General features: G+C 68.8%; 24 protein-coding genes and 2 pseudogenes. 13 read left to right on the top strand and 13 right to left on the bottom strand.

Annotation, left to right across the window (positions count from 1 at the left end):
- Positions 1-10: 10 nt before the first annotated feature.
- Positions 11-526 carry a cupin domain-containing protein gene (locus tag BLS74_RS08425; RefSeq protein WP_093104447.1) on the bottom strand — a complete coding sequence of 172 codons (516 nt, stop codon included), beginning with the start codon at positions 524-526 and terminating at the stop codon, positions 11-13.
- On the bottom strand, positions 523-1272 hold the full coding sequence (locus BLS74_RS08430) for an NAD-dependent epimerase/dehydratase family protein (RefSeq protein WP_093104448.1): 750 nt from the start codon (positions 1270-1272) through the stop codon (positions 523-525). Before BLS74_RS08430 ends, BLS74_RS08425 begins: the two co-directional genes overlap by 4 nt.
- Positions 1273-1360: 88 nt before the next feature.
- On the opposite strand from BLS74_RS08430, the gene BLS74_RS08435 reads away from it, so the two are divergent.
- Positions 1361-2788 (top strand): MocR-like pyridoxine biosynthesis transcription factor PdxR, encoded by a 1428-nt coding sequence (locus tag BLS74_RS08435; RefSeq protein WP_244503798.1) that lies wholly within the window; start codon positions 1361-1363, stop codon positions 2786-2788.
- Between the two features lie 20 nt (positions 2789-2808).
- Positions 2809-3273 carry a CopD family protein gene (locus tag BLS74_RS08440; protein WP_093104449.1) on the top strand — a complete coding sequence of 155 codons (465 nt, stop codon included), beginning with the start codon at positions 2809-2811 and terminating at the stop codon, positions 3271-3273.
- An 8-nt stretch (positions 3274-3281) separates the two neighbouring features.
- On the opposite strand, the pseudogene BLS74_RS08445 reads toward BLS74_RS08440, so the two are convergent.
- From BLS74_RS08445 to BLS74_RS08460, 4 genes and pseudogenes are all read right to left on the bottom strand, one after another.
- A pseudogene (locus tag BLS74_RS08445) lies at positions 3282-4409 on the bottom strand (Fic family protein).
- Between the two features lie 111 nt (positions 4410-4520).
- Positions 4521-5777, bottom strand: a complete 1257-nt coding sequence (locus BLS74_RS08450) for an MgtC/SapB family protein (RefSeq protein WP_093104450.1) — start codon at positions 5775-5777, stop codon at positions 4521-4523.
- A 15-nt stretch (positions 5778-5792) separates the two neighbouring features.
- A complete protein-coding gene (locus BLS74_RS08455; RefSeq protein WP_093104451.1) occupies positions 5793-7025 on the bottom strand; it encodes a CaiB/BaiF CoA transferase family protein in 1233 nt (410 codons plus the stop codon).
- 1 nt (position 7026) lies between these two features.
- Entirely contained in the window at positions 7027-8223 is a 1197-nt protein-coding gene (locus BLS74_RS08460; RefSeq protein ID WP_093104453.1) for an acyl-CoA dehydrogenase, read from the bottom strand.
- A gap of 174 nt (positions 8224-8397) precedes the next feature.
- Between BLS74_RS08460 and BLS74_RS08465 the strand changes: the two genes are divergently transcribed.
- Positions 8398-9369 (top strand): LysR family transcriptional regulator, encoded by a 972-nt coding sequence (locus BLS74_RS08465; RefSeq protein ID WP_093104454.1) that lies wholly within the window; start codon positions 8398-8400, stop codon positions 9367-9369.
- Here the strand turns inward: BLS74_RS08465 and BLS74_RS08470 are convergent.
- The gene (locus BLS74_RS08470) at positions 9300-10883 is read right to left on the bottom strand and encodes an IclR family transcriptional regulator domain-containing protein (protein WP_093104455.1); all 1584 of its coding nucleotides are present in this window, start codon (positions 10881-10883) and stop codon (positions 9300-9302) included. The two genes, BLS74_RS08465 and BLS74_RS08470, sit on opposite strands and share 70 nt — an antisense overlap.
- Positions 10884-11031: 148 nt before the next feature.
- Between BLS74_RS08470 and BLS74_RS08475 the strand changes: the two genes are divergently transcribed.
- From BLS74_RS08475 to BLS74_RS08495, 5 genes are all read left to right on the top strand, one after another.
- The gene (locus BLS74_RS08475) at positions 11032-11835 is read left to right on the top strand and encodes an RraA family protein (RefSeq protein ID WP_093104457.1); all 804 of its coding nucleotides are present in this window, start codon (positions 11032-11034) and stop codon (positions 11833-11835) included.
- Positions 11832-12281 (top strand): nuclear transport factor 2 family protein, encoded by a 450-nt coding sequence (locus BLS74_RS08480; protein WP_093104458.1) that lies wholly within the window; start codon positions 11832-11834, stop codon positions 12279-12281. The genes BLS74_RS08475 and BLS74_RS08480 overlap by 4 nt, the downstream gene beginning before the upstream one ends.
- A gap of 62 nt (positions 12282-12343) precedes the next feature.
- Positions 12344-12508: an FmdB family zinc ribbon protein gene (locus BLS74_RS08485; RefSeq protein ID WP_093104460.1), complete on the top strand. Its 165-nt coding sequence runs from the start codon at positions 12344-12346 to the stop codon at positions 12506-12508.
- A 92-nt stretch (positions 12509-12600) separates the two neighbouring features.
- Positions 12601-13260, top strand: coding sequence for a peroxiredoxin (locus tag BLS74_RS08490; RefSeq protein WP_093104462.1), 660 nt, complete (start codon positions 12601-12603; stop codon positions 13258-13260).
- A 14-nt stretch (positions 13261-13274) separates the two neighbouring features.
- The gene (locus BLS74_RS08495; protein WP_093104463.1) at positions 13275-14315 is read left to right on the top strand and encodes an MBL fold metallo-hydrolase; all 1041 of its coding nucleotides are present in this window, start codon (positions 13275-13277) and stop codon (positions 14313-14315) included.
- A 14-nt stretch (positions 14316-14329) separates the two neighbouring features.
- Here BLS74_RS08495 and BLS74_RS08500 read toward each other — a convergent pair whose 3' ends face one another.
- Complete coding sequence (locus BLS74_RS08500) at positions 14330-15892, bottom strand: phospholipase D family protein (RefSeq protein WP_244503812.1); 1563 nt, start codon at positions 15890-15892, stop codon at positions 14330-14332.
- Between BLS74_RS08500 and BLS74_RS35035 the strand changes: the two are divergent.
- Positions 15785-16063, top strand: a pseudogene (locus BLS74_RS35035) (phytanoyl-CoA dioxygenase family protein); the annotation flags it as partial. The gene BLS74_RS08500 and the pseudogene BLS74_RS35035 sit on opposite strands and share 108 nt — an antisense overlap.
- Before the next feature lie 122 nt (positions 16064-16185).
- Here BLS74_RS35035 and BLS74_RS35040 read toward each other — a convergent pair.
- A complete protein-coding gene (locus BLS74_RS35040) occupies positions 16186-16593 on the bottom strand; it encodes an SEL1-like repeat protein (protein WP_244503799.1) in 408 nt (135 codons plus the stop codon).
- A 119-nt stretch (positions 16594-16712) separates the two neighbouring features.
- Between BLS74_RS35040 and BLS74_RS08510 the strand changes: the two genes are divergently transcribed.
- Positions 16713-17600, top strand: coding sequence for a LysR family transcriptional regulator (locus BLS74_RS08510; RefSeq protein ID WP_093104466.1), 888 nt, complete (start codon positions 16713-16715; stop codon positions 17598-17600).
- Complete coding sequence (locus BLS74_RS08515) at positions 17597-17902, top strand: hypothetical protein (protein WP_093104468.1); 306 nt, start codon at positions 17597-17599, stop codon at positions 17900-17902. Before BLS74_RS08510 ends, BLS74_RS08515 begins: the two co-directional genes overlap by 4 nt.
- A gap of 6 nt (positions 17903-17908) precedes the next feature.
- Here the strand turns inward: BLS74_RS08515 and BLS74_RS08520 are convergent, their stop codons facing one another.
- Positions 17909-18715: a hypothetical protein gene (locus BLS74_RS08520; RefSeq protein WP_093104469.1), complete on the bottom strand. Its 807-nt coding sequence runs from the start codon at positions 18713-18715 to the stop codon at positions 17909-17911.
- A 338-nt stretch (positions 18716-19053) separates the two neighbouring features.
- On the opposite strand from BLS74_RS08520, the gene BLS74_RS08525 reads away from it, so the two are divergent.
- On the top strand, positions 19054-19641 hold the full coding sequence (locus BLS74_RS08525) for a hypothetical protein (RefSeq protein ID WP_093104471.1): 588 nt from the start codon (positions 19054-19056) through the stop codon (positions 19639-19641).
- Between the two features lie 21 nt (positions 19642-19662).
- Here BLS74_RS08525 and BLS74_RS08530 read toward each other — a convergent pair whose 3' ends face one another.
- Positions 19663-20853: an L-talarate/galactarate dehydratase gene (locus BLS74_RS08530; protein WP_093104472.1), complete on the bottom strand. Its 1191-nt coding sequence runs from the start codon at positions 20851-20853 to the stop codon at positions 19663-19665.
- 40 nt (positions 20854-20893) lie between these two features.
- Entirely contained in the window at positions 20894-21871 is a 978-nt protein-coding gene (locus tag BLS74_RS08535) for a Bug family tripartite tricarboxylate transporter substrate binding protein (protein WP_093104474.1), read from the bottom strand.
- Positions 21872-22029: 158 nt separating this feature from the next.
- On the opposite strand from BLS74_RS08535, the gene BLS74_RS08540 reads away from it, so the two are divergent.
- A complete protein-coding gene (locus BLS74_RS08540) occupies positions 22030-22431 on the top strand; it encodes a phage holin family protein (RefSeq protein ID WP_093104696.1) in 402 nt (133 codons plus the stop codon).
- Between the two features lie 14 nt (positions 22432-22445).
- Here the strand turns inward: BLS74_RS08540 and BLS74_RS08545 are convergent, their stop codons facing one another.
- On the bottom strand, positions 22446-22871 hold the full coding sequence (locus BLS74_RS08545) for a winged helix-turn-helix transcriptional regulator (protein WP_093104475.1): 426 nt from the start codon (positions 22869-22871) through the stop codon (positions 22446-22448).
- Positions 22872-22881 lie beyond the last annotated feature (10 nt).

Here is a 22881-nt window from a genome sequence, read left to right on the forward strand (position 1 = left end):
GGCGCCGCGCTCACTCGGGAATCAGGAGAGGCCCGCAGTTCTCGTCCGTGACGAAGAAGGCGAGCAGCTTCGCGCTGCGCACGGGGTCGGGGTTCTCCGCGAACACGTGCAGCGTGCCCGGCGGCTCGAAGAAAGTCTGGCCGGCCCGGTAGTCCTGCGCGGGAGTGCCTCCAAGCTGCGAGCGCACAGTCCCCTCGATCACGACGGCGGTCACCGAGCCCGGATGCCGGTGTGCCGGCGAGTAGGCGAGCGGCGGGAACTCGACGCTGACGGTCGTCACGTTCTTGCCCGGCACGTTCGGCAAGGGCTCGCAAGACAGCGGCTTGACGATGGTCGCGGGCCGCGCGCCGGCACCCGCCGTCGTTGCGGCCGACGCGAACATCGGCCGGCCGAGCGAGGTGCAGAGATCCCCGAACCATTGCACCGCGGAGCGCGGCGCCGCGGGTGCCAGCAGCATCCAGCTGGCGGCCAGGAGCAGCGCGGCGAGCCCGGCGCCGCGACGGCCGTGAAGGGAGAACGCGTTCATTGCATCGCTCCTTGCGGCAGGCGAAGCCCGGCATGCCATCCCAGTTCGCGCTTGGCCATTTCGCTGCTGACTTCCGGGCCATCCTCGGCGATGTTGAAGATGCTGCCGCCCGGCGAGCGCTGAAGCGCCTTCAGGGCGGCCCAGGCCGCGGCCTCGACGTGAACCGGGCTCGTGCCTTCGGGCGCCGTCCTCCAAGTGCCCGGTCCATAGAGCTGCCCGTATCTCAGCACGGTGCCCTTCAAAGCGGCCGAGCCCAACACCGATTGCTCCAGCGCGGCCACGCCGCGCACGCTGATACTGAGGCTGCCTTGCGCATCGAGGTCGAGCGGCTGCTCCTCGCGGCAGGGCTTAGGACCCGGCGCATAGGCCCAGGCGATGCTCTGCGCGATCATGCGGCCGCAGCCGGCCGCGAGCGCCGCCGCCACCAGGTTGCGCGTGCCCTCGGTGCGAATGCGCGCATTGCGGACCACCGCCTCGGCCATCGCCTTCGGGTCCAGGCTGCCCGGCAGGTCGGTGAGCTGGTGGATCACGGCCGCCGGCGCGATGCGCTTCAGGGCCGCGGCCAGTGCCGGCGCATCGAAGACATCGATCACCACCGGCTGCACGCCCTGCGCCTCGAGCGCCTTCGCCCTTTCCACCCGCCGGGTGCTGCCATGCACCGTGTAGCCCGCGCCGGTCAGCAACGGCACGAGGGCCCTGCCGATGGCGCCCGTGGCGCCGGCCAGAAATACCGTCTTCTCGCTCATTGCATGTTCTCTTTCAAGTTCACGGCGTCCAGCTTAGGTCTACGATGCCCCAGGCAAAAGAGCCAAGAATCGACAGAATGACCAGGCCATGATGAAGCGCCCTTTCCCTACCGGCATGCTGGAGCTCGACAGGACGCGGCAGGCGCCGCTGTACCGGCAGATCTACGAGCGGTTTCGCGCCGCCATCGAACAAGGCATGCTCCGGCCGGGCGATCGATTGGCCTCGGCGCGCAGCCTCGCCGGCGAGCTCGGCGTGGCGCGCGCAACGGTCGAGGCCGCCTACGGCCAGCTGGCGGGCGAGGGCTACTTCGTTGCGCGCGGGCAGGCGGGCACCGTGGTTTCGCCGCATCTGGCACAGCGCAGGCCGGTGCGCGCCGGCCGCGCCTCGGCCAAGGCACCTGCCGGTGCGCCGCCGGGCGCGGCCGAGGTGCCGCTGCCCTTCCAGCTGGGCATTCCTGCGCTCGATGCCTTTCCACGCAAGCTCTGGTCGCGGCTGGCAGCGCGCAGGATGCGCTCGATGAGCGCAGCTGACATGTTCTATGGCGACCCCTCGGGCTACGGGCCGTTGCGCGAAGCCATCGCCGCCTACCTGCTGGTCTCGCGCGGCGTCGCGTGCCGGCCGGCGCAGGTCTTCGTCACGGCCGGCTACCGCGCCTCGCTGGCGCTGGTCTCGCATGCGCTGCTCCGGCGCGGCGACACGGTCTGGATCGAGGACCCGGGCTTTCCGCCGACGCGCGAAGTGCTCCGCAGCGCTGGCCATCGCAGCGTGCCGGTGCCGGTGGACGAGGAAGGCATCGTGGTCGCGCAAGGCACACGCCGGGCGGCGAAGGCGAGGATGGCCATCGTCACGCCCTCGCACCAAGCACCGCTCGGCTTTTCGATGAGCATGGCGCGCCGCCTCCAGCTGCTCGACTGGGCGTCGAAGGCGAAGGCCTGGATCGTCGAGGACGACTACGACGGCGAGTACCGCTATGCCGGCCATCCCCTGCCAGCCCTCAAGAGCCTGGACACGCACGAGCGTGTGCTCTACGCCGGCAGCTTCTCCAAGGTTCTCTATCCGGGCCTGGCCCTGGGCTACGTGGTCGTGCCCGAGCCATTGGTGGAGCGCTGCGCGGAAACCGCGCGAATCGGGTCCAACGGATGTCCGCAGCTCATGCAGGCCATCGTCTCCGACTTCCTGAAGGAAGGCCATTTCTCGCGCCACATCAAGAAGATGAGGCTGCTCTACGCGCGCCGCCGGGCGATGCTGGCGGCCGAGCTGCTGCGGGTCTTCGGCGAGCACGTACGCATCGACCTTCGCCGCGGCGGCATGCACCTGATCGCGCGCCTCGACGGTCTCGGCAACGACGACATGCTGGCAGGCCGCGCGCAACAGGCCGGCTTGAACTGCCAGGCGCTGTCGTTGCGCAGCATCGGCGCCGGCGGCGCGCAAGGGCTGCTGATGGGCTTCACGAACATCGCCTCGGCCGCCGAGGCGCGCCGGCTGGTGGCCAGGCTGCGCGCAGCACTCGGGTGAGTTCTGGTCTACCCTTCGCCATGCCCGTTCTTCCCGCCATCCTGCTGTTCCTGCATCTGCTCGCTGCCGCCTTCTGGGTCGGCGGCATGGCCGCGATGCACTTCGCCGTTCGGCCGGCCGCCGTTGCCACGCTCGAGCCGCCTCTCAGGTTGCCCTTCATGGCGGACACGCTGTCGCGCTTTTTCGTCGGCGTGGCTATCGCCATCGGCGTCCTGCTTGCGAGCGGGCTCTGGATGCTGATGCTTGCGGGCGGCTTCGCGCGCGTGCACTGGAGCGTGCATGCCATGCTTGCCGTCGGGTTGGTGATGATGGCCTTGTTCCTGCACGTCCGCTTCGCGCCCTACCCGCGCTTGCAGCGCGCGGTCGCGGTGCGCGATTGGCCGGCGGCGGCGGCGAATCTCGGCACCATCCGCAAGCTGGTGGCGACCAACCTGGCGCTCGGCGTGGCGGTGTTCGCGCTGGCGCTCGTCGGGCGCGTGCTCTGAGGGCCGCGCTAGGAGCCTAGTTCGTAACTGGTGCTCCGTCCGCCGGCGTCGGATTTCCTCAGAACGCTGAGTGCAACCAATTCGTTGATATCGCGCAGCGCGGTATCGGGCGAACACTTCGCCATCGAGGCCCATTTGCTGCTCGTCAGCTTGCCCTCGAAACCATCGAGCAGCCGGTTGTCGAGCTTGATCTGACGCTCGTTCAGCGGCGTCTCGGCCCAGCGCTGCCAGAAGCGTGACTTGCCCCCCAGCACGGCCGACAGCGAGGTCTCCGCGCCCTCGATCGCGCGCAACAGGCAGCCCAGGAACCAGGCCAGCCATGGCGTGACGTCCATCGTGCCCTTTTGCGTCCGCTCCAGCATCTCGTAGTAGTCCTTGCGCTCGCGCTGGATCTGCGCCGAGAGGCTGTAGAAGCGCTGGCTCGACCCTTCTGCGCGGGCCAGCGCCATGTCGCCCACGGCGCGCGCGATTGTCCGTTGCCGTCGTCGAAGGAATGGAGCGTGTCGAACCACAGATGGGCCAGGCCCGCGTGGACGAGCGGATCGCCGCCAGTCGACAGCTCGAACCATTCAAGGAAGCGGGGCCATCTCCGCCTCGAGCTGCTGCGCAGGCGGTGCCTCGAAGGGCACCTTGCGCCGCCCGACGGGGCCCGACACCACCTGCATCGGCCCTGCCGCATCGTCGCGCCACTCGCCGGTGCGGATCGGCGAGAGACCGCTGTACCCCGTCGGGAAAAGCGCGGCATGCCAACCGAACAGGCGCTCGCGCGTCAGGGGTTGTCCAGCGGCGCCGGTGGCGTCGGGCACCATCTCCACCACGCCGTAGACGTGCCGGTCGGCCGGCGCCAGCGCGCCGATGTCCAGGCCCAGGCGGCGTGCGATGGACGAACGCACGGTCTCCGGGTTGAGCTGCTCGCCTTCGATCTCGCTCGTCTTGAGCACGTCGTCGTTCAGCACCCGCAGGGTGGCCGCATCCCGCTCCGGCATGCCCATGGCCGTCATCCGCCCAAGCAGATGGCCTTGGGCGCCGTGGACTGCAGCGAGCAGCCCGGCGAGGCGGGACAGGTCGTAGCGCAGGCGCGGCCAGCTGGGGTGCTGCCAGATATAGACGCCTGCTTCACTATCTCCGCTTTTCATGCGGAGATAGTGCGCCCTATTCTCCGCAAACGCCGCAAGATTTACCGCGAAATATGCGGAGAATAGGCTCCGTAATCTCCGCAAACAGACGCGGACGCGTACCCCGAAACCTCAGCGAACCACTGTCCACCAGGCTGCGGCCCAGGCCAGCGCGAGGCTGGCGATGAGCGCGGCCGAGACGCGCAGCGCATAGCTGGCACCGCCGGAGATGGCGGCCACCGTGCAGCGCGTCAGCGTGTTGGCACTGACCGCCAGGCAGACGCCGAGCACGAAACGCTCGGCCTGCAAGGCGCCGGCCGCATGCAGCGAGGCCAAGGACGCCACGGGCGCATGCGCGTCCGCCAAGGCGGCGAGCGCGACGCTGGTGCCGAGCCCGGCATCGCCGAAGCGGCGCTGTGCGCTGCCCACCAGCACTGCGACCACCGCCAGCATCGCGGCGACGGCGAGCGCTTCGCGCGGACGCAGCGCGCTGCCCTTTCTCTCCGGCTGCTCGGCGTCACCCGCCGATCGCTGCGACCAGACCGGCAGCAGGCCGACGGCCGCCGCGCCGAGCGCACCGGCGAGTGCGGCGGGCAGCAGCGCGGCGGCGGCGACGGGCGACAAGGCGACGCTCATCAGCAGGGCCTGCACCCAGGTCGCCACCGCCGACAGCGCGGCGCCCGATGCCAGCACCGGCGTCTGCGCGGGCTGCGCGCGGGCCCGGCCGCCGAACGAGGCCACGGTCGCGGTGCTCGAGACGAATCCCGACAGCAGGCCGGACACCAACAGGCCGGCGCGCACGCCGAGCCAGCGCAGCGCCAGCTGCCCGAAGGCCTGGATTCCCATGATCAGCAGCACCAGTGCCGCGAGCGGCCGCGGCTCGATGCCGCCGAGCGCGGCGATCGGCTGCGACGGAATCAGCGGCAGCGCGATCAGCGCGAGCGCGGCCAGCAGGATCGCGTCATGGACTTCCTGCTGGCTCAGCCATTGCGTCGCTAAACGGTGCAGCCGCGTGCGTGCAACCAGCAGCAGCGCGATGCCGGCCCCGCAGGCGGCGCCCAGCGCCGGCGAGAGCACCGATTGCACGCCGACCAGATAGGTGGCGAAGAGCGCCACCTCGGTCGTCAGCCCCGGATCGCGCGAGCGGCTCTTCCAGTACGAGAGCGCGCCGAGCAGCCCGATCACCGCCGCGCCCACGACGACCAGACCCGACACCGGCAGCAGTTGCGCAAGCGCGCCTGCCACCGACGCCAGCGCGAAGGTACGCAGGCCCGCGGCCGCCCGGTCCGCACCGCGGCCCTTGCGGCGCTCGCGTTCGATGCCGATCAGAAGGCCCGCGCCCAACGCAACGGCCAAGCCGACGATCGCGTCCTGCGTTGGGCCGTTCACGCTGTTTCCGCGCCGCTAGACCACGCCCGCGTCGCGCAGCGCGGCGCGCTGCTTTTCGTCGATGCCCAGTTCGGCCAGCACCTCGTCGGTGTGCTGCCCGAGTGCCGGCGGCGCATGGCGCTGCACCGGCGGCGTGCCTTGCAGGCGCAGCGGACTCGCCACGCCGACGATATGGTCGATGCCGTCGCCGGCCTGGCGCGGCATCGACACCGCGAGGCCGCGCGCCTTGACCTGCTCGTCCTCGAAGGCCTGCGCGATGTCGTTGATCGGGCCGCAGGGCACCGCCTTGTCCTCGAGCAGCGCGATCCACTCGGCGGTGGTGCGCGTGCGCGTGACGGCCTCCATCTGCGGGATCAGCACCTCGCGATGGCGCACGCGCAGCGTGTTGGTCGCAAAGCGTGGGTCGCTGGCCCAGTCGGCATGGCCGGCCGCCTCGCAGAAGCGCGCGAACTGGCCGTTGTTGCCAATGGCCAGCAGCATTGCGCCGTCCTTCGTATGGAAGTCCTGGTAGGGCGCCAGGCTCGGGTGGCTGTTGCCTTGCCGCTGCGGCGCGACGCCGGTGTTGAGGAATGCGCTGGCCTGGTTGGCGAGGATGGCCATGCCGACGTCGAGCAGCGCCATGTCGATGTGCTGGCCTTCGCCCGTGCGATGCCGCACCTCGAGCGCGGCCAGGATGGCGCTCGACGCGTAGACGCCGGTGAACAGGTCGGTGAGCGCCACGCCCACGCGCAGCGGGCCGCCGCCGGGCACCTCGTCGGGCCGGCCGGTAATGCTCATCATGCCGCTGGTGGCCTGGATCATCAGGTCGTAGCCGGCGCGCGAGGCATGCGGGCCGTCGTGGCCGAAGCCGGTCACGCTGCAGTAGATGAGCCGCGGATTGGCCGCGCGCAGGCTTTCGTGATCGAGGCCGTACTGCTTGAGGCCGCCGGTCTTGAAGTTCTCCACCACGATGTCGCTCTGCGCGGCCATCTTCTTCAAGAGCGCCTGGCCCTCGAGCGAGGCCATGTCGATGGTGACCGAGCGCTTGTTGCGATTGCAGGCGGTGAAGTAGGTGGCCTGGTCGGTGTCGCGGCCGTGCGCGTCCTTCAGGAAGGGCGGGCCCCAGGTACGCGTGTCGTCGCCGACGCCGGGGCGTTCGATCTTGACGACGTCGGCCCCCAGGTCGGCGAGGATCTGGGTGCACCACGGACCCGCGAGCACGCGGGAGAGGTCGAGAACCTTGATGCCGTCGAGTGCTGCGGCAGCCATGTCAATTGGCGAAAGCGGCGATGCCGGTTTGGGCACGTCCCAGGATCAGCGCATGGATATCGTGCGTGCCTTCGTAGGTGTTGACCACCTCGAGATTGACCAGGTGCCGCGCCACGCCGAACTCGTCGCTGATGCCGTTGCCGCCCATCATGTCGCGCGCCAGGCGGGCAATGTCGAGCGCCTTGCCGCAGGAGTTGCGCTTGAGCAGCGAGGTGACCTCGACCGAGGCCGTGCCCTCGTCCTTCATGCGGCCCAGGCGCAGGCAGCCCTGCAGGCCCAGCGTGATCTCGGTCTGCATGTCGGCCAGCTTCTTCTGGACCAGCTGGTTGGCCGCGAGCGGGCGGCCGAACTGCTTGCGGTCCAGCGTGTACTGGCGCGCGCGGTGCCAGCAGTCCTCGGCGGCGCCGAGCGCGCCCCAGGAGATGCCGTAGCGCGCGCTATTGAGGCAGGTGAACGGGCCCTTCAGGCCCTGCACTTCGGGGAACGCGTTCTCTTCGGGGCAGAACACGTTGTCCATCACGATCTCGCCGGTGATGCTGGCGCGCAGGCCAACCTTGCCGTGGATCGTCGGGGCGGAGAGGCCCTTGGCGCCCTTCTCGAGCACGAAGCCACGGATCGGGCCGACCGTGCCGCTCTCGCTCACTTCCTTGGCCCAGACCACGAACACGTCGGCGATCGGGCTGTTGCTGATCCACATCTTGGCGCCGGTGAGCGAGTAGCCGCCGGCCACCTTCTTGGCGCGCGTGACCATGCTGCCGGGGTCGGAGCCGTGGTCGGGTTCGGTCAGGCCGAAGCAGCCGATCCATTCGCCGGTGGCGAGCTTGGGCAGGTATTTCTGCTTCTGCGCCTCGGTGCCGAACTCGTTGATCGGCACCATCACCAGCGAGCTCTGCACGCTGGCCATCGAGCGGTAGCCCGAATCGACGCGCTCGACTTCGCGCGCGATCAGGCCGTAGCAGACGTAGTTGAGGCCGGGGCCGCCGTACTGCTCGGGGATCGTCGGGCCCAGGAGGCCGAGCGCACCCATTTCGCGAAAGATCGCGGGGTCGGTCTCGCCGCTGCGAAAGGCGTCGAGCACGCGCGGCGCCAGGCGTTCCTGGCAGTAGGCATTGGCAGCGTCGCGCACCATGCGTTCGTCGGCGGTGAGCTGCTGGTCGAGCAGAAGAGGATCTTCCCAGTGAAAGGCGGCGTGGGCCATGGCGGTCTCCGGTATAGGGGGCTTGAGGTTCGTCCGCGATCGTAAGCGCGCGGCATGGCGAGCGCAAACGAGGATTCCACACCCAGTTATGCGTTCTGCTCACTTCAGAGCACAATGCCGGAGCGTCTTGCCATTGGAAGCGCCGTTGCTTCAACTATGTAGCACTCGCATACCATGCGTCGAAAAATCCCGTCCACCCAGGCCCTGATCTGCTTCGAAGCGGCCGCACGCCACGAGAGCTACACGCGCGCGGCGCAGGAACTCGCGCTCACGCAGAGCGCGGTGTCGCGCCAGATCACGGCGCTGGAGGACTTCCTCGGCATGGCGCTGTTCCGCCGCACGCGCCACGGCGTGGCCCTGACGCCGGGCGGCGCCGACTACGCACGCCAGATCGCGCGCCAGCTCGACACCATGGAGCGCGACACGCTCGACGCGATGGCGCGCCAGGGCCTGGGCGGCTCGTTGCAGCTCGCGGCGGTGCCGACCTTTGCCACGCGCTGGCTGATCCCGCGGCTGCCCGGCTTTGCCGCCCTGCATCCCGACATCACGGTGCACATCGAAACGCGCACCCGTCCCTTTCTCTTCAACGACACCCCCTTCGATGCCGCGCTCTACGCGGGCACGATCGCGCAGACGGCCAACTGGGCCGGCACGCAGTCGACCCTTCTGCTGCATGAAGACGTGGTGCCGGTGTGCAGCCCGGCGCTGATGGCGCCGCGCAAGCAGCTCTCGCCGGCCGCGGTGGCACGGCTGCCGCTCCTGCAGCAAAGCACCCGGCCCGACGGCTGGCACCAGTGGTTCGACGCGCAGGGGGTGGACGCGCCGCGCGCGCGCAGCGGCCCGCGCTACGAGCTGTTCTCGATGCTGGCGATCGCGGCCGCGCACGGGCTCGGCATGGCGCTGATGCCGCACATGCTGATCGAGCCCGAGCTTGCGCGCGGCGAGCTGGTCGTGGCCTGCAATCGGCCGCTGCGCGCGGAGCGCGGCTACTTCCTGGTGACGCCCGCGACGCACGACGAGCGCCCGGCGCTCGTGTTCTTTCGCCAGTGGCTGGTCGAGCAGTGCGCGGCCGCCGATCAGACCGGCAAGGCCAGCAGGCGCCCCGACAGCGGCGCGCTCGCCAGCGTGTCCAGTGCCACGCTCTGACGCGCGGTCGTGATGTAGAGCTGCTGGCCATCCGGCCCGCCGAAGACCAGATCGGTCGCGCACGGCACCGGCAGCCCCACCACGCGATCGAGCTGGCCGTCGGCGCTGAAGCGCACCACCGACCAGCCGTCGCACAGCGCGGTCCAGATGCCGCCCGCCGCATCGAAGGCCAGGCCGCTGATCCGCCCCGAGCCCCTGGGCACGGTGGCCAGCCGGCGCACGGTGGGCGCGCCGGCCTGCATCAGCAGGATGGCCCCCGAGCCCGGCGCCGCCGCATAGAGCGTGCGGTCGTCGCCGCGCCAGCGCAGGCACTGCACCGGCTCGCCGATGCGCCACTTCACATCCAGGCCGCCGTCCTCGCGCACCAGGCCGATCGCGGTGCCCGCTTCGGGCAGCGCGACGGCGGCCCAGACCGCATCGTCCTTGCCGTTGCACACCGCGAGGACCGCGCCCTTCAGCCAGGACGCCAGCGGAGTCGTCGAACCATCGGCCGCGACCACGAAGGCGCCGTGCTCGTGCACCGCCACCAGTGCATCGCCGCGCCGCAGCAGGCCGACCACCGGGGCTTCGAGCGTGGCGAGTTCGCGATCCTGTTCGCCGTCCCACACGCGCACCGAGGGCGCGAGCACGTCGGCCCACCAGAGGCGCTGGCCGTCCGCCCACCACAAGGGGTGCGCACCATGGAAGGCCCACGGGCCCGGCAGCGCCGAGACCGAGGCTTCGCTCTGCGCCGCGGCCTCGGCGCCCTGCGGCTGCAGCTGCGCACCGACGCGCCGCGCGGCCTCCGCCACTTCGGGACCCAGCAGTTCGAGCCGAGTGCGCGTGAGGCGCCAGGCCGGGCCGGCCACGCTGATCGCGCCGCGCACCTGCCCCGCCGCATCGACCACCGGCGCGCCGACGCAGCGCACGCCGAGCGCGATCTCCTCGTCGTCGATCGCATAGCCGCGCGAGCGCGTGATGCGCAACTCGGCCTGCAGCCGGCGCCGGTCGGTGATGGTGAGCGGCGTGAGTGGCTTCAGCACCGCATCGCGCACGATCGCATCGCGCGCCGCGTCGGGCATGGCCGACAGGATGGCCTTGCCCTGGCTGGTGCAATGCACCGGCTTGCGCTGGCCCAGCACCGCGGCCGAGCGCTGGCTGTGAGCGCCGTCGCAGCGCTCCAGCGAGATCACCTCGCGGCCGTCGAGCGCGGCGAGGTAGGTGGTTTCTCCGGTCAGGTCGCGCAGCGCGCGCAGCTCGAAGGCGGCGGCGGCCACCAGGTCGGGCATTGCATAGGCCTGGCGCGCCATCTCGAAACAGCGGAATCCCAGGCAATAGGCCTTGCGCAGCGGATCGCGCCGCACCAGCCCGCGCGCGACCAGGGTCGCCAGCAGCCGGTAGACGGTGGTGCGCGGCAGCGCGAGGCGCTCGGCCAGCTCGCTCTGGCCCAGGCCCTCGGGCGCGGAACCGATCGCGTCGAGCACGTCGAGCGCCTTTTCGAGGGCGCCGGTGCCTTCGCCGGAGGATGTGGCCATAGTTTGTCTCAGATGCTGGTACTGGCCCGCCGATCAGGCCTGCGCAGGCGGTGGCGTCGATTCTATTTTTGGCCACCTCTCACTACGATGCCTGTTCCCCCGCGCCGGGTGCCGGCCCACCTTTCGGTTCCACATGTTGAGACAGACCATGACCGCCCACGCTCCCTTGCCGCCTGCCGCGATTCCGCAGCGCCCGCCGGCGCCCCATGTGCCCGACGCGGTGCTCGACCGCCTGGCCCGCGCCAGCAGCGGCTCGCTGACCACGCAGCTCTACATCAAGGGCTTTCGCCAGCCGGTGCTGCATGGCCTGACGCCGCTCAACCGGAGGATCAAGCCTTTCGCGGGCCGCGCCTACACGATGCGCTTCATCCCGGCGCGCGAGGACGTCGACGTCTACGGCAACCTCAAGACCGAACCGAGCGCCGACAACCTGCAGTGGGTGGGCGTCGAGCAGCTCGAGCCGGGCCACGTGCTGGTGATCGACAGCAACAAGGACGGCCGCGCCGCCTCGATGGGCAACATGCTCATCACGCGGATGATGGTGCGCGGCGCGCGCGGCGTGGTCACCGACGGCAGCTTCCGCGACGGCACCGAGCTGCGCGGGATGGATTTCCCGATCTGGTGCACCGGCGTGACCGCGACCACCCGGCTGGCCTTCCACCACGTGGCGGACCTGCAGGTGCCGATCGGCTGCGCGGGCGTGGCCATCTACCCGGGCGACGTGATCCACGGCGACGGCGACAACATCACCGTGATCCCGGCGCACCTGGCCGAGGAGATGGCCGATCTGTGCGAGCAGCGCGACGACATCGAGGCCTATCTCGCGCTGCGCGTGCGCGCCGGCGAGGCGCTGTGGGGCCTGTACCCGCCGAGCGAGGCGACGCGCCAGCAGCACCGCGAATGGGTCGCCGCCGGCCGCCCGCCTCTCGTTCCCAACCAGAGACCGCTATGACCGCCTTCACCCCCGCTTATTACGAAGCCCTCATCCGCCGCTATTTCGACGCCTGCAACGCCGCCGACTACCAGGCGCTGGTCGACTGCTTCACGCCCGACGCGGTGCACTACTTCCCCGCCGGCCTGCCCGAGATTCCCTGGCGCACGGCCGACACCATCGCGAAGAAATGGCAATGGTGCGTCGAGACCCTGGGCTCGCACTGGACCATCGAGCGCATCATCGTGAGCCACGACAAGCCCGAGGCCATGATCGAGTGGACCCACTGGAAGAACAGGAGCGGCACCGCCCTGCGCGGCGCCGAGTGGTACGAGTTCGATCCCGAAAGCGGCCGGATCGCCGAGATCCGCGCCTACTACGCCTCGCCGGCGGACAAGAGCGTGGCGATCAACGAGCTGGTCGATTTCGACTATGCGGGTCGCGGCTATCACCTGAAGAGCGAATAAGGAAGAGAATCGCGTCCCGGGTCCCCGAGTCCCCGAGTCCCGGTCAAGGATGGAGACGCGCGATGCCTACCTATCAGTACCGTTGCCAGAAATGCGGCGAGGTCTTCGAGCACGCCGAACATGTTGCCGAGCATGCCACCGTCCATTTGCGCTGCCCCAAATGCGGCAGCGAGACGGTCCAGCCGGTGCCGACACAATTCTTTGCCAGGACATCCAAGAAGAGCTAGGCATCCGGCCCGGCGCTCTTCTATGCTTTGAGGCTTGCCGCATCGTCGGCAGCACGCGTTTGTTGTAGGTCAAACCTTTTCGAGGAGCGAACATGTCACTGCGCATCAACGACGAAGCCCCCAACTTCACGGCCAAGACGACCAAGGGGGATATCAACTTCCACGAATGGATCGGCGACCAATGGGCGATCCTGTTCTCGCACCCCAAGGACTTCACGCCGGTGTGCACCACCGAGTTGGGCTACATGGCGAAGATCGAGCCCGAGTTCACCAAGCGCAACGCCAAGCTGATCGGCCTGAGCATCGATCCGGTGGATGCCCATGACCGCTGGTCCAAGGACATCGAGGAAACGCAGGGCTACCTGCCGACCTACCCAATGATCGGCGACACCGACCTCGCCGTGGCCAAGCGCTACAACATGCTGCCGGCCGAGGAACCCGGCACCTCCGAGGGCCGCACCGCCGCCACCAACGCAACCGTGCGCTCGGTCTTCATCATCGGCCCGGACAAGAAGATCAAACTGATGCTGACCTACCCGATGACCACCGGCCGCAACTTCGACGAAATCCTGCGCGTGCTCGACTCGATGCAGCTGACCGCCAAGCACAAGGTCGCCACGCCGGTGAACTGGAAGCAGGGCGAGGACGTGATCATCGCCGGCTCGGTGTCGGACGACGACGCGAAGAAGCTGTTCCCGGGCGGCTGGGACGCGCCCAAGCCCTACCTGCGGGTGGTCAAGCAACCGGGCTGAACCGGGAGCGCGGTATGCTCTTCGAACAGGTCGCGACCGGGGGCTGCCAGTCCTACCTCGTCGGTTGCGACCAGAGCTGCGTCGCCGCGCTGATCGATCCGGAACTGAGCCAGATCGACCACTACATCGCGCTCGCCGCCCGCGACGGCGTGCGCATCCGCTACCTGATCGACACCCACACGCATGCCGACCACTTCTCGGCCACGCACGAACTCGCGCGCCAGCTCAAGGTGCCGGTGGTGATGCACCGCAAGAGCCCGGCTCCCTTCGTCGACATGCGGCTGGGCGACGGCGAGATGATCGTGTTGGGCAAGCTCAGGCTGCAAGTGCTGCACACGCCGGGCCACACCGCCGACTCGATGTGCCTGCAGGTGGAAGACCGGCTGTTCACCGGCGACACGCTGCTCATCGGCGCCACCGGCCGCACCGACCTGCCCAGCGGCGACCCGGAAGCGCTCTACGACAGCCTGTTCAACCGCGTGCTGCGCCTGGACCCGGCGCTCAAAGTCTGTCCGGCGCATGACTACAAAGGACGCACGCATTCGACCATCGGCGAGGAGCTGGCATCGAACCCGCGCCTGCAGAAGCGCGAGCGCGCCGAGTTCGTCGACATGATGAACAGCCTCAATCTCACGATGCCCACACATGTGACCGAGGCGCTGCGCACCAACATGAGTGGCGGCAAGACGGTGGCGCGCCTCCTGGCCGAAGCGGGCGCGACGGTGCCCTTCATGTCGCTGGCCGAGCTCAAGACGCGCGTGGAGGCCGGCGAGGACGATCTCATCGTGCTCGACGTGCGCGAGCGCGAGGCCTACGAGGGCGGCCACATTCCCGGCGCGCGCCTGCTGCCGCGCGGCCAGCTGGAGCTGCGCGTCAACCAGGACCTGCCCGATCCCACGCGGCGCATCCTGAGCTGCTGCGAGCTGGGCTACATCTCGACGCTGGCGGCCGCAACCTTGCGCGACATGGGCTTCCTGCACGCGGTCGCGCTCGATGGCGGCATGAAGGCCTGGCGCGAGGCGGGTTATCCGCTGAAAGCCGGGCGCGAGCCCTGAGCTCGCGGCCGCCGCTAAAGCTGCTCCTCCGGCACGAACAGCGATATCAGGCGCAGCTTGAGCCGCAGCAGCCAGGTCGATTCCGGCTCCTCGTCGAGCCGTTCCGGTTCGCCCTCCGGATCGAGGCCGATCCATTCGAGGCTCTGTCCATCGGGCTTGAGGCGGACTTCGTAGACGCCGACGTTGGTGTCGACGCGGTAGAAGTCCAGCAGCTGCGCAACGAGCCCGGGGCTGCGCACCAGCAAGCCCAGCTCGGTATTGATCAACGCCGAGCGGCCGTCCAGGTTCAGGGAGCCGGCCAGCAGGATCTTCCGGTCGACGAAGCCGAGCTTGGCATGCAGCCGGCCGGTCGAGCTGCCGAGCACGCTGCGCAGGCCGGCGTCGCGCTTGAGGCGCCCCGAGGTGACCTCGAACACCCGCACCCCCAGGCGCAGCATCTCGAGGCGGTAGGGCTCGTAGCCGGCGCCGACCAGCGGCTCGTCGCTGACGCCGGTGGCGTTGGTGAAGATGCGCACGTCGACACCGCGCGCACGCAGCTGCCGCAGATGCGCCATGCCGACGCGTCCGGGCACGAAGTAGGGCGAGACCAGGATAACTTCCGACTTCGCTTCGGTGGCCAGCAGACGGATCAGTCGGCCGGTGACCGAGTCCGCGCCCGGCTCGTAGCTGTCGTTGCGCAGCTTGACCGGCGCGTCCGCAAAGGCACCCGCCGGAGCGATGAAGAAGCCAAACAGGCCCTCGTTGCTCGGGTCCGGACGCGGCCGCAGCGCGTTGCCGGCGGCCACCTCCGAGAGCCCCGGCACCGAGCCCCTGGTATCGCCCGCGGTCCGCTGCTCGAAGCGCGCCCGGCGCTGCGCCGCATTGAGGCGGTTGCCCGCCACCGCCTGCAGCGGGTAGACGCGCTCGCTGTTCCAGTAGGCATCGAAGGAGCGCGAGAGCTCGGGCACGAGCGCGCCGGCCGCGAGCAGATCGAAGTCGATGAAGTTGGACCGCGCGCTGCGCAGGAAGTAGTCGTCGACCAGGTTGCGCCCGCCGGCGATGGCGAAGACGCCGTCGGCGACGAAGAGCTTGTTGTGCATGCGGTGGTTGAGGCGGCCGAAGTCGGTGAGGAACTGCCACAGCCGCACCGGCGACGCGTCGCGGCCGTAGGCGAAGGGATTGAACAGGCGCACCTCCGCCCCGGGGTGGGCGGCCAGGCCGAGCAGCAGCTCGTCCAGGCCTTCGGTATGGAAATCGTCGACGAGCAGGCGCACGCGCACGCCGCGCTTGGCCGCATCGCGCAGCGCGCGCAGCAACAGCCGGCCGGTGGCGTCGTCGGCGATGTGGTAGGTCTGCAGGTCGAGCGAGCTTTGCGCGCGGGCGATCAGTTCGAGCCGGGCCGCGAGCGCGTGATGCGGCATCGGGATCGAGCGCAGCGCCGACTGGCCCGGCGGGATGGCCAGCTCGCGCGCGAGCGCCGGCAGAGGCGCATCGGCCGGGGCCGCGATGCTGGTCGATACCGGCCGTTCGACGACGCTCGGCAGGCTGGCACAGCCGCACACCAGCAGCGACAGCACAAGGGCACTCAGCGCAGCCACGGCTCGGGTCGGCATGTGGACCTCACTCTTCGCGCCAGCGTGCCACAGCCGGCAGGCAGCATCAAGCCGGCCGCCGGGGGTTACGAAACGCCCTGGCACCAGGACGGCCACTACTGGCCGATCCGGCCGCTGGCCAATTGCACGTGGGTGGCGCTCGAGGAATCGACTGTAGAGAATTGCTGCCTGCGCGTGATCCCGCGTTCGCACCGGGTCGGCGTGCTGCATCCGCACCTGCACGAGGACCGGACCGACCTCACGCTCAATCAGCGCATGGCAGCCGGCCGGCTGAGCTTTCAGCGGCAGCGCCGGCCCAGCAGCTGCCGGTTCAGCAGGTTGCGATGCGCCCGGCCGATCTCGCTGCCCTGGTCGGCGGCGCGAATGAACCAGTCCAGCGCTTCGCAGGGCTGGCGCTGCACCGCGTTGCCGAACAGCGCCGGTCCGCCCAGCAGGGCCATGCCCAGCATCTCCTGCGCAGGGCGAAAGCCGGCTTCCGCCGATGTGCGCAGCCAGCGCAGCATGGCGCGGTAGTCCTTCTCGGTCTGCGCTTCCAGCGCCAGCGCAAAGCGCTGTTCGGGCGTCAGCGGCACTGCGGCCGTGCCAGCGGCGCCGCTCGGCATCGATGCGAGGGCGATCGCTACCGTCGCGGCGACCCGCGCGCAGCGCCAGCCGATCCGCAGGCTTGCATGCCATTCGCTGTTCATCGATCTCTCCTTGGAAGCATGGGGCGCCCAGTCTGTCGTGCCAGCGCCTCCTCTGAAAATGCGGAAGTTGCGAAGGCCGCCTCAGGCAGCGGCTGAGGGCTGCGTGATACGGTGATGCCATGCGCTTCGACCTCACCGACTTGCGGCTTTTCCAGAACGTCGTCCAGGCCGGCACGATCACCGGCGGCGCGGAGCGCACGCACATGACGCTGGCCTCGGCCAGCGAGCGCGTGCGCGGCATGGAGGCCGAACTCGGCGTCGCGCTGCTGGTGCGCGACCCGCGCGGCGTGGAGCCGACGGAGGCCGGTCGGACCTTGCTGCACCATGCGCGCGCCGTGCTGCTGCAGATGGAGCGAATGCACGGCGAACTGGGCGAATACGGGGCGGGGCTCAAGGGCCATGTGCGGCTGCTGTGCAATACCTCGGCCCTCACGGAGCATCTGCACGAGGCGTTGAGCAGCTTCCTGGCGCTCCATCCGCGCATCTCGGTCGACCTGGAAGAGCGCGCCAGCCACGAAATCGTCGAGGCGCTGCGCAGCGAGCTCGGCGACATCGGCATCGTGTCGGACGCGGTGGACCTGGCCGGCCTGGAGAGCTTCGTCTTCAGGGAGGACCACCTGGTGCTGGTGGTGCCGCGCGGCGACGCGCTGGCGAAGCGGCGCCGGGCGGCGCTGCGCGACATGGTGGACCGCGAGTTCGTCGGCCTGACCGGCAGCAGCCCGCTGCAGGAACTCGTCTCGCACCACGCGAAGCGCCTGGGCCGGCGGCTTGCCTACCGCGTGCGCGTGCGCCACCTCGAAGCGGTCTGCCGCATGGTCGAACAAGGGATCGGCGTCGGCATCGTGCCGCAGACGGTGGCCGCGCGCTGCGCCAGGTCGATGAAGATCGCGCGCATCGCGCTCACCGACGACTGGGCCGTGCGCAACCTGATGGTCTGCGTGCGCCGCCGCGAAGACCTGCCTTCCAATGCGCAGCTCATGCTGCGCCACCTGCTGGAGGCGCCATGACGCTGAACTACCTGGATTTCGAGTACAGCGAGGACACACAGGGCATCGGTGTCTTCGACGCGATGGCCTCCACGGCGCCGGATCAGGCGGCAGCCGTGGATGCGGAGATCGCCCTGGTGCTCGATTGGGCGAGCGCCAGCTTTCCGGATCGCCGCGGCCCGGTGGGCGACGGCAGCGACTGGGACTACGACCTGCAGGACACGCAGGAAGCCGGCTGGCGCACGGTCACGCTGTCGATCAGCGGGACGCGGGAATTCTGCGCGGCCTTCAGCCTGCGCTTCGCGCTGGAGAGTGGGCCCTGACTTCTCTCAGACCAGCAGGCCGGCCATGGTACTGACGGGCACCTCTTCGCTGGTGCGTTGCGGGACGGCGGCGATCACTTCCTCGGCCGACGCCTTGTCGTGTTCGTGCAGCCAGGGGATGACCTCGCCCTCGCGAAGCATGGCCAGCTCGCGCTCATAAAAGCTCATCAGCTCGGTACCGGTGCTGTACGACAGGAAGAGCTTCATGTCGTGGTCCGCGATGGCCAGGTAGCCGCCGAGCACCTGCTCGACGTGCAGGTGATGCAGGCCGCTGGCCCGCAGGTTCATGCCGGAGCGGAACAGCGCCTCCGCAGTCATCGCCGTCGACATCGACAGCGTTCCCCGGGTCCGCATCAGCGCTTCGGACTGCGCGATGCGAGCGATGAAGCCGGCGAGATTGTGGCCGCGGAAGCGGGGATGCACCCAGCCGGCGCCGATGTAGCCGTACAACGCGTGCGGCCTGAGCTCGGGGCCGCTGTCCGGAAACCAGCCTTCGGGCTTCTTGGGGCGGTAGAGCGCGCCCTGGCTGTAGGCCTCTCCGACACGCCGGGTCTCGCCGCTGTTCTGCATGGTCCGGAAGCCGGTCAGCGCCACGGGTGCGTTGCCGTCGTCGAAGCAGACCCAGAAGTTGTAGGGATTGAAGTCTTTCGGATCTTCCAGAACGAAAGGAAGCTGGACGTAGCCGGTGCCCGTGGCGACTTCATAGGTCTTCAGCAGCACCGCCAGATCGTCGCCGAAGCTCACGTTCAGGCCGGACGCTTCCAGGTGCAGCACGAGTTGGTCCTGATATTCCTCGAGTTCGGAGAGTTGCATGACCGTGTCCTTGAAGTGATGGGGAGCCGGCAAGCGTCGCGAAATCTCGCCGGCCTGCGCATTACTCCACTTGCTCAGCTACGACGCAAGTTGTATCTGCCTCTCGAACCCCAGGAGTGGGGTATAGAGTACAAACAGTTACACAATGTAAGCAAAAGGTAGACATGCTACCGCCGGTATGCGCAAGCGCGACCCGGCGCCATAGGCCGTATGGCGGAAGACGAGGCCCCCCGGGGCCCTCCATGATCGCCAAATAGTCACAAAATTGCCGAAATCGGCGACAAAGAGAGCCCGCGAAGAGGCACTCGCGTCTAAAGTCGAAGGCACGCAAGGGAATCATGAGCACAGCGAAACTGCGAATCACGGGGCCCGAATCGAGCCCCTACGTGCTCGGCGCTCCCATGCACCTGTTCGACGGCTCGACACATATCGGCATCCTGGATCCGGTTCCCGTGAACCGCGAAGGCACCGAGGTCCACATCGAGCACTTCACGCCATCGATCCTCGTCAGCCAGCAGAAGCTGGAAATCAGCAAGCTCGCGCTGGTCGAGATGGTGATGTTCGTCGCCGAGAACTTCACCTCCGTGCAGGCGATCAGCCTTTCGCTGAGCCGCCAGATCGAGGGCTACGGCGACGGCATGCGGCTCGCCGGCGCGCGCTCCGCGTTTCTGCAGAGCATCGGCGCCGGCCACATCATGATCACGCCCAAGCCCGACGCCGAGCACATGGGCCACTTCGTGGTCGCCGGGCTGTGGGAATACAACCCGACGAATCTCGCGGCCCTCGCTTCGGTGCTCCAGGCCGAGCGCGAGGCCTACTACAACGGGCGGGAAGCCGCTGCCGCCAAGGCGAAGCTTTCGCGCTCGGAGTCGTGGGTGCGGCGCCTTTTCTCGCGCCCGGCGCCGTCCGCCGACGCGAACGAGTAGCGCCGGGGCGAACGCAAGCGCTCAGGCCCGCTTGCCAAACTCCGCGCTGTCCGCCGTCCAGGCCAGCGCCTGCTCGCTGAGGCTGAAGCCCAGGCCCGGCCGGTCCGGCACCCACATGCGGCCGTCCCTCAGCTGCAGGCGTTCGTTGAACATCGGCTCCAGCCATTCGAAGTGTTCCAGCCAGGGCTCCTGCGGATAGGCCGCGGCCAGGTGCAGGTGGATCTCCATCGCGAAATGCGGCGCGAGCTTGCGGCCCTTGAAGTCGGCGAGCTGCATGATCTGCAGGAAGGGCGTGATGCCGCCCACGCGCGGCGCATCGGGCTGCACGAAGTCGCACGCGTTGCCCATGATCAGCTGCGCATGCTCGCCGAAGCTGGTGAGCATCTCGCCGGTGGCAATCGGCGTGTCGAGCGAGGCGGCGAGCGCGGCATGGCCTTCGATGTCGTAGGCATCCAGCGGCTCTTCGATCCAGGTGAGGTTGTGTTCTTCGAGGCGGCGGCACACGCGCTGGGCCGTGGTGCGGTCCCATTGCTGGTTGGCGTCGACCATCAGGTGGAAGTCGGGGCCCAGCAGTTCGCGCACGGCCGCGACGCGCTTCAGGTCGGTCGCGATGTCGGGCTGGCCGACCTTGATCTTGATGCCGCCGATGCCGCTCTCGCGCGAGATCCCGACGTTCTTGAGTACCTGTTCGAGCGGTGTGTGCAGGTAGCCGCCCGAGGTGTTGTAGCACTGGACCGAGTTGCGCTGCGCGCCCAGCAGCTTGGCCAGCGGCAGCCCGGCGCGCTTGGCCTTCAGGTCCCACAGCGCGATGTCGAAGGGCGCGATGGCCTGCGTGGTCAGGCCGCTGCGGCCCATCGAGGCGCCAGCCCACAGCAGATGGGTGAAGAGCCTGGCGATGTCGTTCGGGTCCTCGCCCAGCAGGTTGGGCGCCAGCTCCTTCGCATGGGCATACATGCCGGGGCCGCCGGCGCGCTTGGAGTAGCCGAAGCCGATGCCTTCATGGCCGTCGCGCGTGCGGAGCTCGGCGAAGATGAAGGCGATTTCGGTCAGCGGCTTCTGCCGGCCGGTGAGCACCTTGGCATCGCTGACCGGCACGGCCAGCGGCAGGTAGATCAGCGACAGCTTGACCCAGTCGATGCGGTCGGCCGCATCGGCGGCGGTGCGCTCGCCGACGGCCTGGCGGGCATAGGAAACGCTTTGTTCGGTGCTCACTTGAAACTCCTGTCTGTCTGCGAAATGACCTTGCTGCAATTCAGTCGGCCTTGATGCCGGCGGTGTGAATCACCTTGGACCAGCGCTCGATTTCCTTCTTCACGAACTCGCTGTAGTCGCTCGACTTCGAAGCCACCACCACGAAGCCATTGCCTTCGAGCTTGGCGCGCACGGCGGGCTGCGAGAAGGCCGTGACCATCGCGGCCTCGAGCTTGTCGACCACCGCCTGGGGCGTGCCCTTGGGCGCCGACAGGCCGGTCCACGACACGGCCGTGAAGCCCGGGTAGCCCGATTCGGCCACGGTGGGCACATCAGGGTAGAGCGGGTTGCGCTCGGCGCCGGTAACGACCAATGCGCGCAGCTTTCCGGCCTTGACGTGCTGCAGCACCGCGTCCTGGTTGGTGAACATGCCGGGGATCTGATTGGCCAGCACGTCGTTGAGCGCCGGCGCACCGCCCTTATAGGGGATGCCGACCATGTCGAGCCCCGCGGTCTGCTTCAGGTACTCGGTCGTGAGATGCCCCGAGGACGAATTGACCTGCCCGTAGCTGAACTTGCCCGGGTTGGCCTTGACCCAGGCGATGAACTCCTTGAAGGTCTTGGCCGGAAAACTCGGATGCACCACCAGCACGTTCGGCCCCGCGGCGAGCTGCGAGATCTGGATGAAATCGCGCGAGGAGTCGTAGCTCGGCTTGGGCGTGAAGCCGTGCGCGATCGCGTTGCTGCCGATGCCCGAGAGCAGCAGCGTGTAGCCATCGGGCGCCGCGCGCGCCGCCTCGGCCGTGCCGATGGTGCCGCCGGCGCCGCCCTTGTTGTCGACCACGAAGGACTGCCTGAGCTGCTTGCCGAGTTCCTCGGCGATCAGGCGGCCCATGATGTCGCTGGTCCCGCCGGCCGGGAACGGGACGAGCACCCGCACCGGCCTGCTCGGATAGTCGTCCTGCGCCTGCGCTGCGAGGGGCAGCGCGAGCAGGCCGGCCAACGCGCCGGCGATGAAAAAGGATCGCTTGCTGAGCATGTCTCTGTCTCCTTGGGTGCGCGGAATCACCGTTTTCGAATGTATTTTCATTCTCGTGATCCATGCCCTCGTCGCAAGGCCGGCCGGCGCTGCACCGGCGCGCTCGTCCCGGCATGTGGGACCCGCTCGCGGATGGGGGCGCCGATATGATCCGCAAGATGCTGAACAACCTGGCGCCCTTTCTCCTCCACTGGGCCATCACCGCCTTCTCCCTCTGGGTGGCGAGCCACATCTTCCGCGGCATCACGTTCGAAAGCACCTCGGCGCTGGTGGTCTCCGCGCTGCTGCTGGGCTTTGCCAACGCGATCGTCAAGCCGCTCCTGATCGTGCTCACGCTGCCGCTGACCTTGCTCACCTTCGGCCTGTTCCTGCTGGTGATCAACGCACTGGTGCTGCTGCTGGTGGCGGCGCTGGTGAAGGGCTTCAAGGTCTCCGGCTTCTGGACCGCGCTGTTCGCGAGCATCTTCGTGTCGCTGCTGAGCATCCTCTTCGATGCGCTCTTCAGTGGCGGCGATCCGGCCACCACCATCCAGATGCCGCAAGGCGGGAACTGGCTGTGAGTTCCCCGGCCGCGCTAGGCGCCGTGGCCCGAATGCGTGCGGCGCAGTTCTGAGCGCATCTGCTTCCAGAGGGCGGGCCCGCCCTTCTCGAGCGCGGCCGCGTTCGCGCCGCTCTCCTTGGTGACCGGAAGGTACTTGCGCCCCCAGATGCCGATGTTCGCGAGCACCGGCAGCAGATCGACGCCCATCGGCGTCAGGCTGTAGATCGCCTTCTGCTTGTGGCTCGGGTCCTCCTCCTTCGTGAGGATGCCGGCCTCCACCAGCTTGCCCAGGCGCTCGGCCAGGATGTTCGAAGAGATGCCCTCTTCCGACTGCAGCAGCTCCCGGTAGTGCCGCTTGCCGGCGAACATCAGGTCGCGAACGATCAGGAGGCTCCACTTGTCGCCGAAGATTTCGAGCGCGAGATTGATCGGACAAAGCGAGCGCTGCTGGATGGCCATTGCTTTCTTT

The sequence above is a fragment of the Variovorax sp. CF079 genome (assembly GCF_900101545.1).
In the GTDB taxonomy this organism is placed as follows: Bacteria; Pseudomonadota; Gammaproteobacteria; order Burkholderiales; family Burkholderiaceae_C; genus Variovorax.

Bases quoted from the DNA above. Each gene is read 5' to 3' on its own strand.
- BLS74_RS08515 (WP_093104468.1), top strand. From the start codon at position 17,597: ATGACGCTGAACTACCTGGATTTCGAGTACAGCGAGGACACACAGGGC.
- BLS74_RS08480 (WP_093104458.1), top strand. From the start codon at position 11,832: ATGACCGCCTTCACCCCCGCTTATTACGAAGCCCTCATCCGCCGCTAT.
- BLS74_RS08490 (WP_093104462.1), top strand. From the start codon at position 12,601: ATGTCACTGCGCATCAACGACGAAGCCCCCAACTTCACGGCCAAGACG.
- BLS74_RS08425 (WP_093104447.1), bottom strand. From the start codon at position 526: ATGAACGCGTTCTCCCTTCACGGCCGTCGCGGCGCCGGGCTCGCCGCG.
- BLS74_RS08535 (WP_093104474.1), bottom strand. From the start codon at position 21,871: ATGCTCAGCAAGCGATCCTTTTTCATCGCCGGCGCGTTGGCCGGCCTG.
- BLS74_RS08440 (WP_093104449.1), top strand. From the start codon at position 2,809: ATGCCCGTTCTTCCCGCCATCCTGCTGTTCCTGCATCTGCTCGCTGCC.
- BLS74_RS08435 (WP_244503798.1), top strand. From the start codon at position 1,361: ATGATGAAGCGCCCTTTCCCTACCGGCATGCTGGAGCTCGACAGGACG.
- BLS74_RS08510 (WP_093104466.1), top strand. From the start codon at position 16,713: ATGCGCTTCGACCTCACCGACTTGCGGCTTTTCCAGAACGTCGTCCAG.
- BLS74_RS08495 (WP_093104463.1), top strand. From the start codon at position 13,275: ATGCTCTTCGAACAGGTCGCGACCGGGGGCTGCCAGTCCTACCTCGTC.
- BLS74_RS08525 (WP_093104471.1), top strand. From the start codon at position 19,054: ATGAGCACAGCGAAACTGCGAATCACGGGGCCCGAATCGAGCCCCTAC.
- BLS74_RS08545 (WP_093104475.1), bottom strand. From the start codon at position 22,871: ATGGCCATCCAGCAGCGCTCGCTTTGTCCGATCAATCTCGCGCTCGAA.
- BLS74_RS08520 (WP_093104469.1), bottom strand. From the start codon at position 18,715: ATGCAACTCTCCGAACTCGAGGAATATCAGGACCAACTCGTGCTGCAC.
- BLS74_RS08430 (WP_093104448.1), bottom strand. From the start codon at position 1,272: ATGAGCGAGAAGACGGTATTTCTGGCCGGCGCCACGGGCGCCATCGGC.
- BLS74_RS08475 (WP_093104457.1), top strand. From the start codon at position 11,032: ATGACCGCCCACGCTCCCTTGCCGCCTGCCGCGATTCCGCAGCGCCCG.
- BLS74_RS08485 (WP_093104460.1), top strand. From the start codon at position 12,344: ATGCCTACCTATCAGTACCGTTGCCAGAAATGCGGCGAGGTCTTCGAG.
- BLS74_RS08460 (WP_093104453.1), bottom strand. From the start codon at position 8,223: ATGGCCCACGCCGCCTTTCACTGGGAAGATCCTCTTCTGCTCGACCAG.
- BLS74_RS08465 (WP_093104454.1), top strand. From the start codon at position 8,398: ATGCGTCGAAAAATCCCGTCCACCCAGGCCCTGATCTGCTTCGAAGCG.
- BLS74_RS08470 (WP_093104455.1), bottom strand. From the start codon at position 10,883: ATGGCCACATCCTCCGGCGAAGGCACCGGCGCCCTCGAAAAGGCGCTC.
- BLS74_RS35040 (WP_244503799.1), bottom strand. From the start codon at position 16,593: ATGAACAGCGAATGGCATGCAAGCCTGCGGATCGGCTGGCGCTGCGCG.
- BLS74_RS08455 (WP_093104451.1), bottom strand. From the start codon at position 7,025: ATGGCTGCCGCAGCACTCGACGGCATCAAGGTTCTCGACCTCTCCCGC.
- BLS74_RS08540 (WP_093104696.1), top strand. From the start codon at position 22,030: ATGCTGAACAACCTGGCGCCCTTTCTCCTCCACTGGGCCATCACCGCC.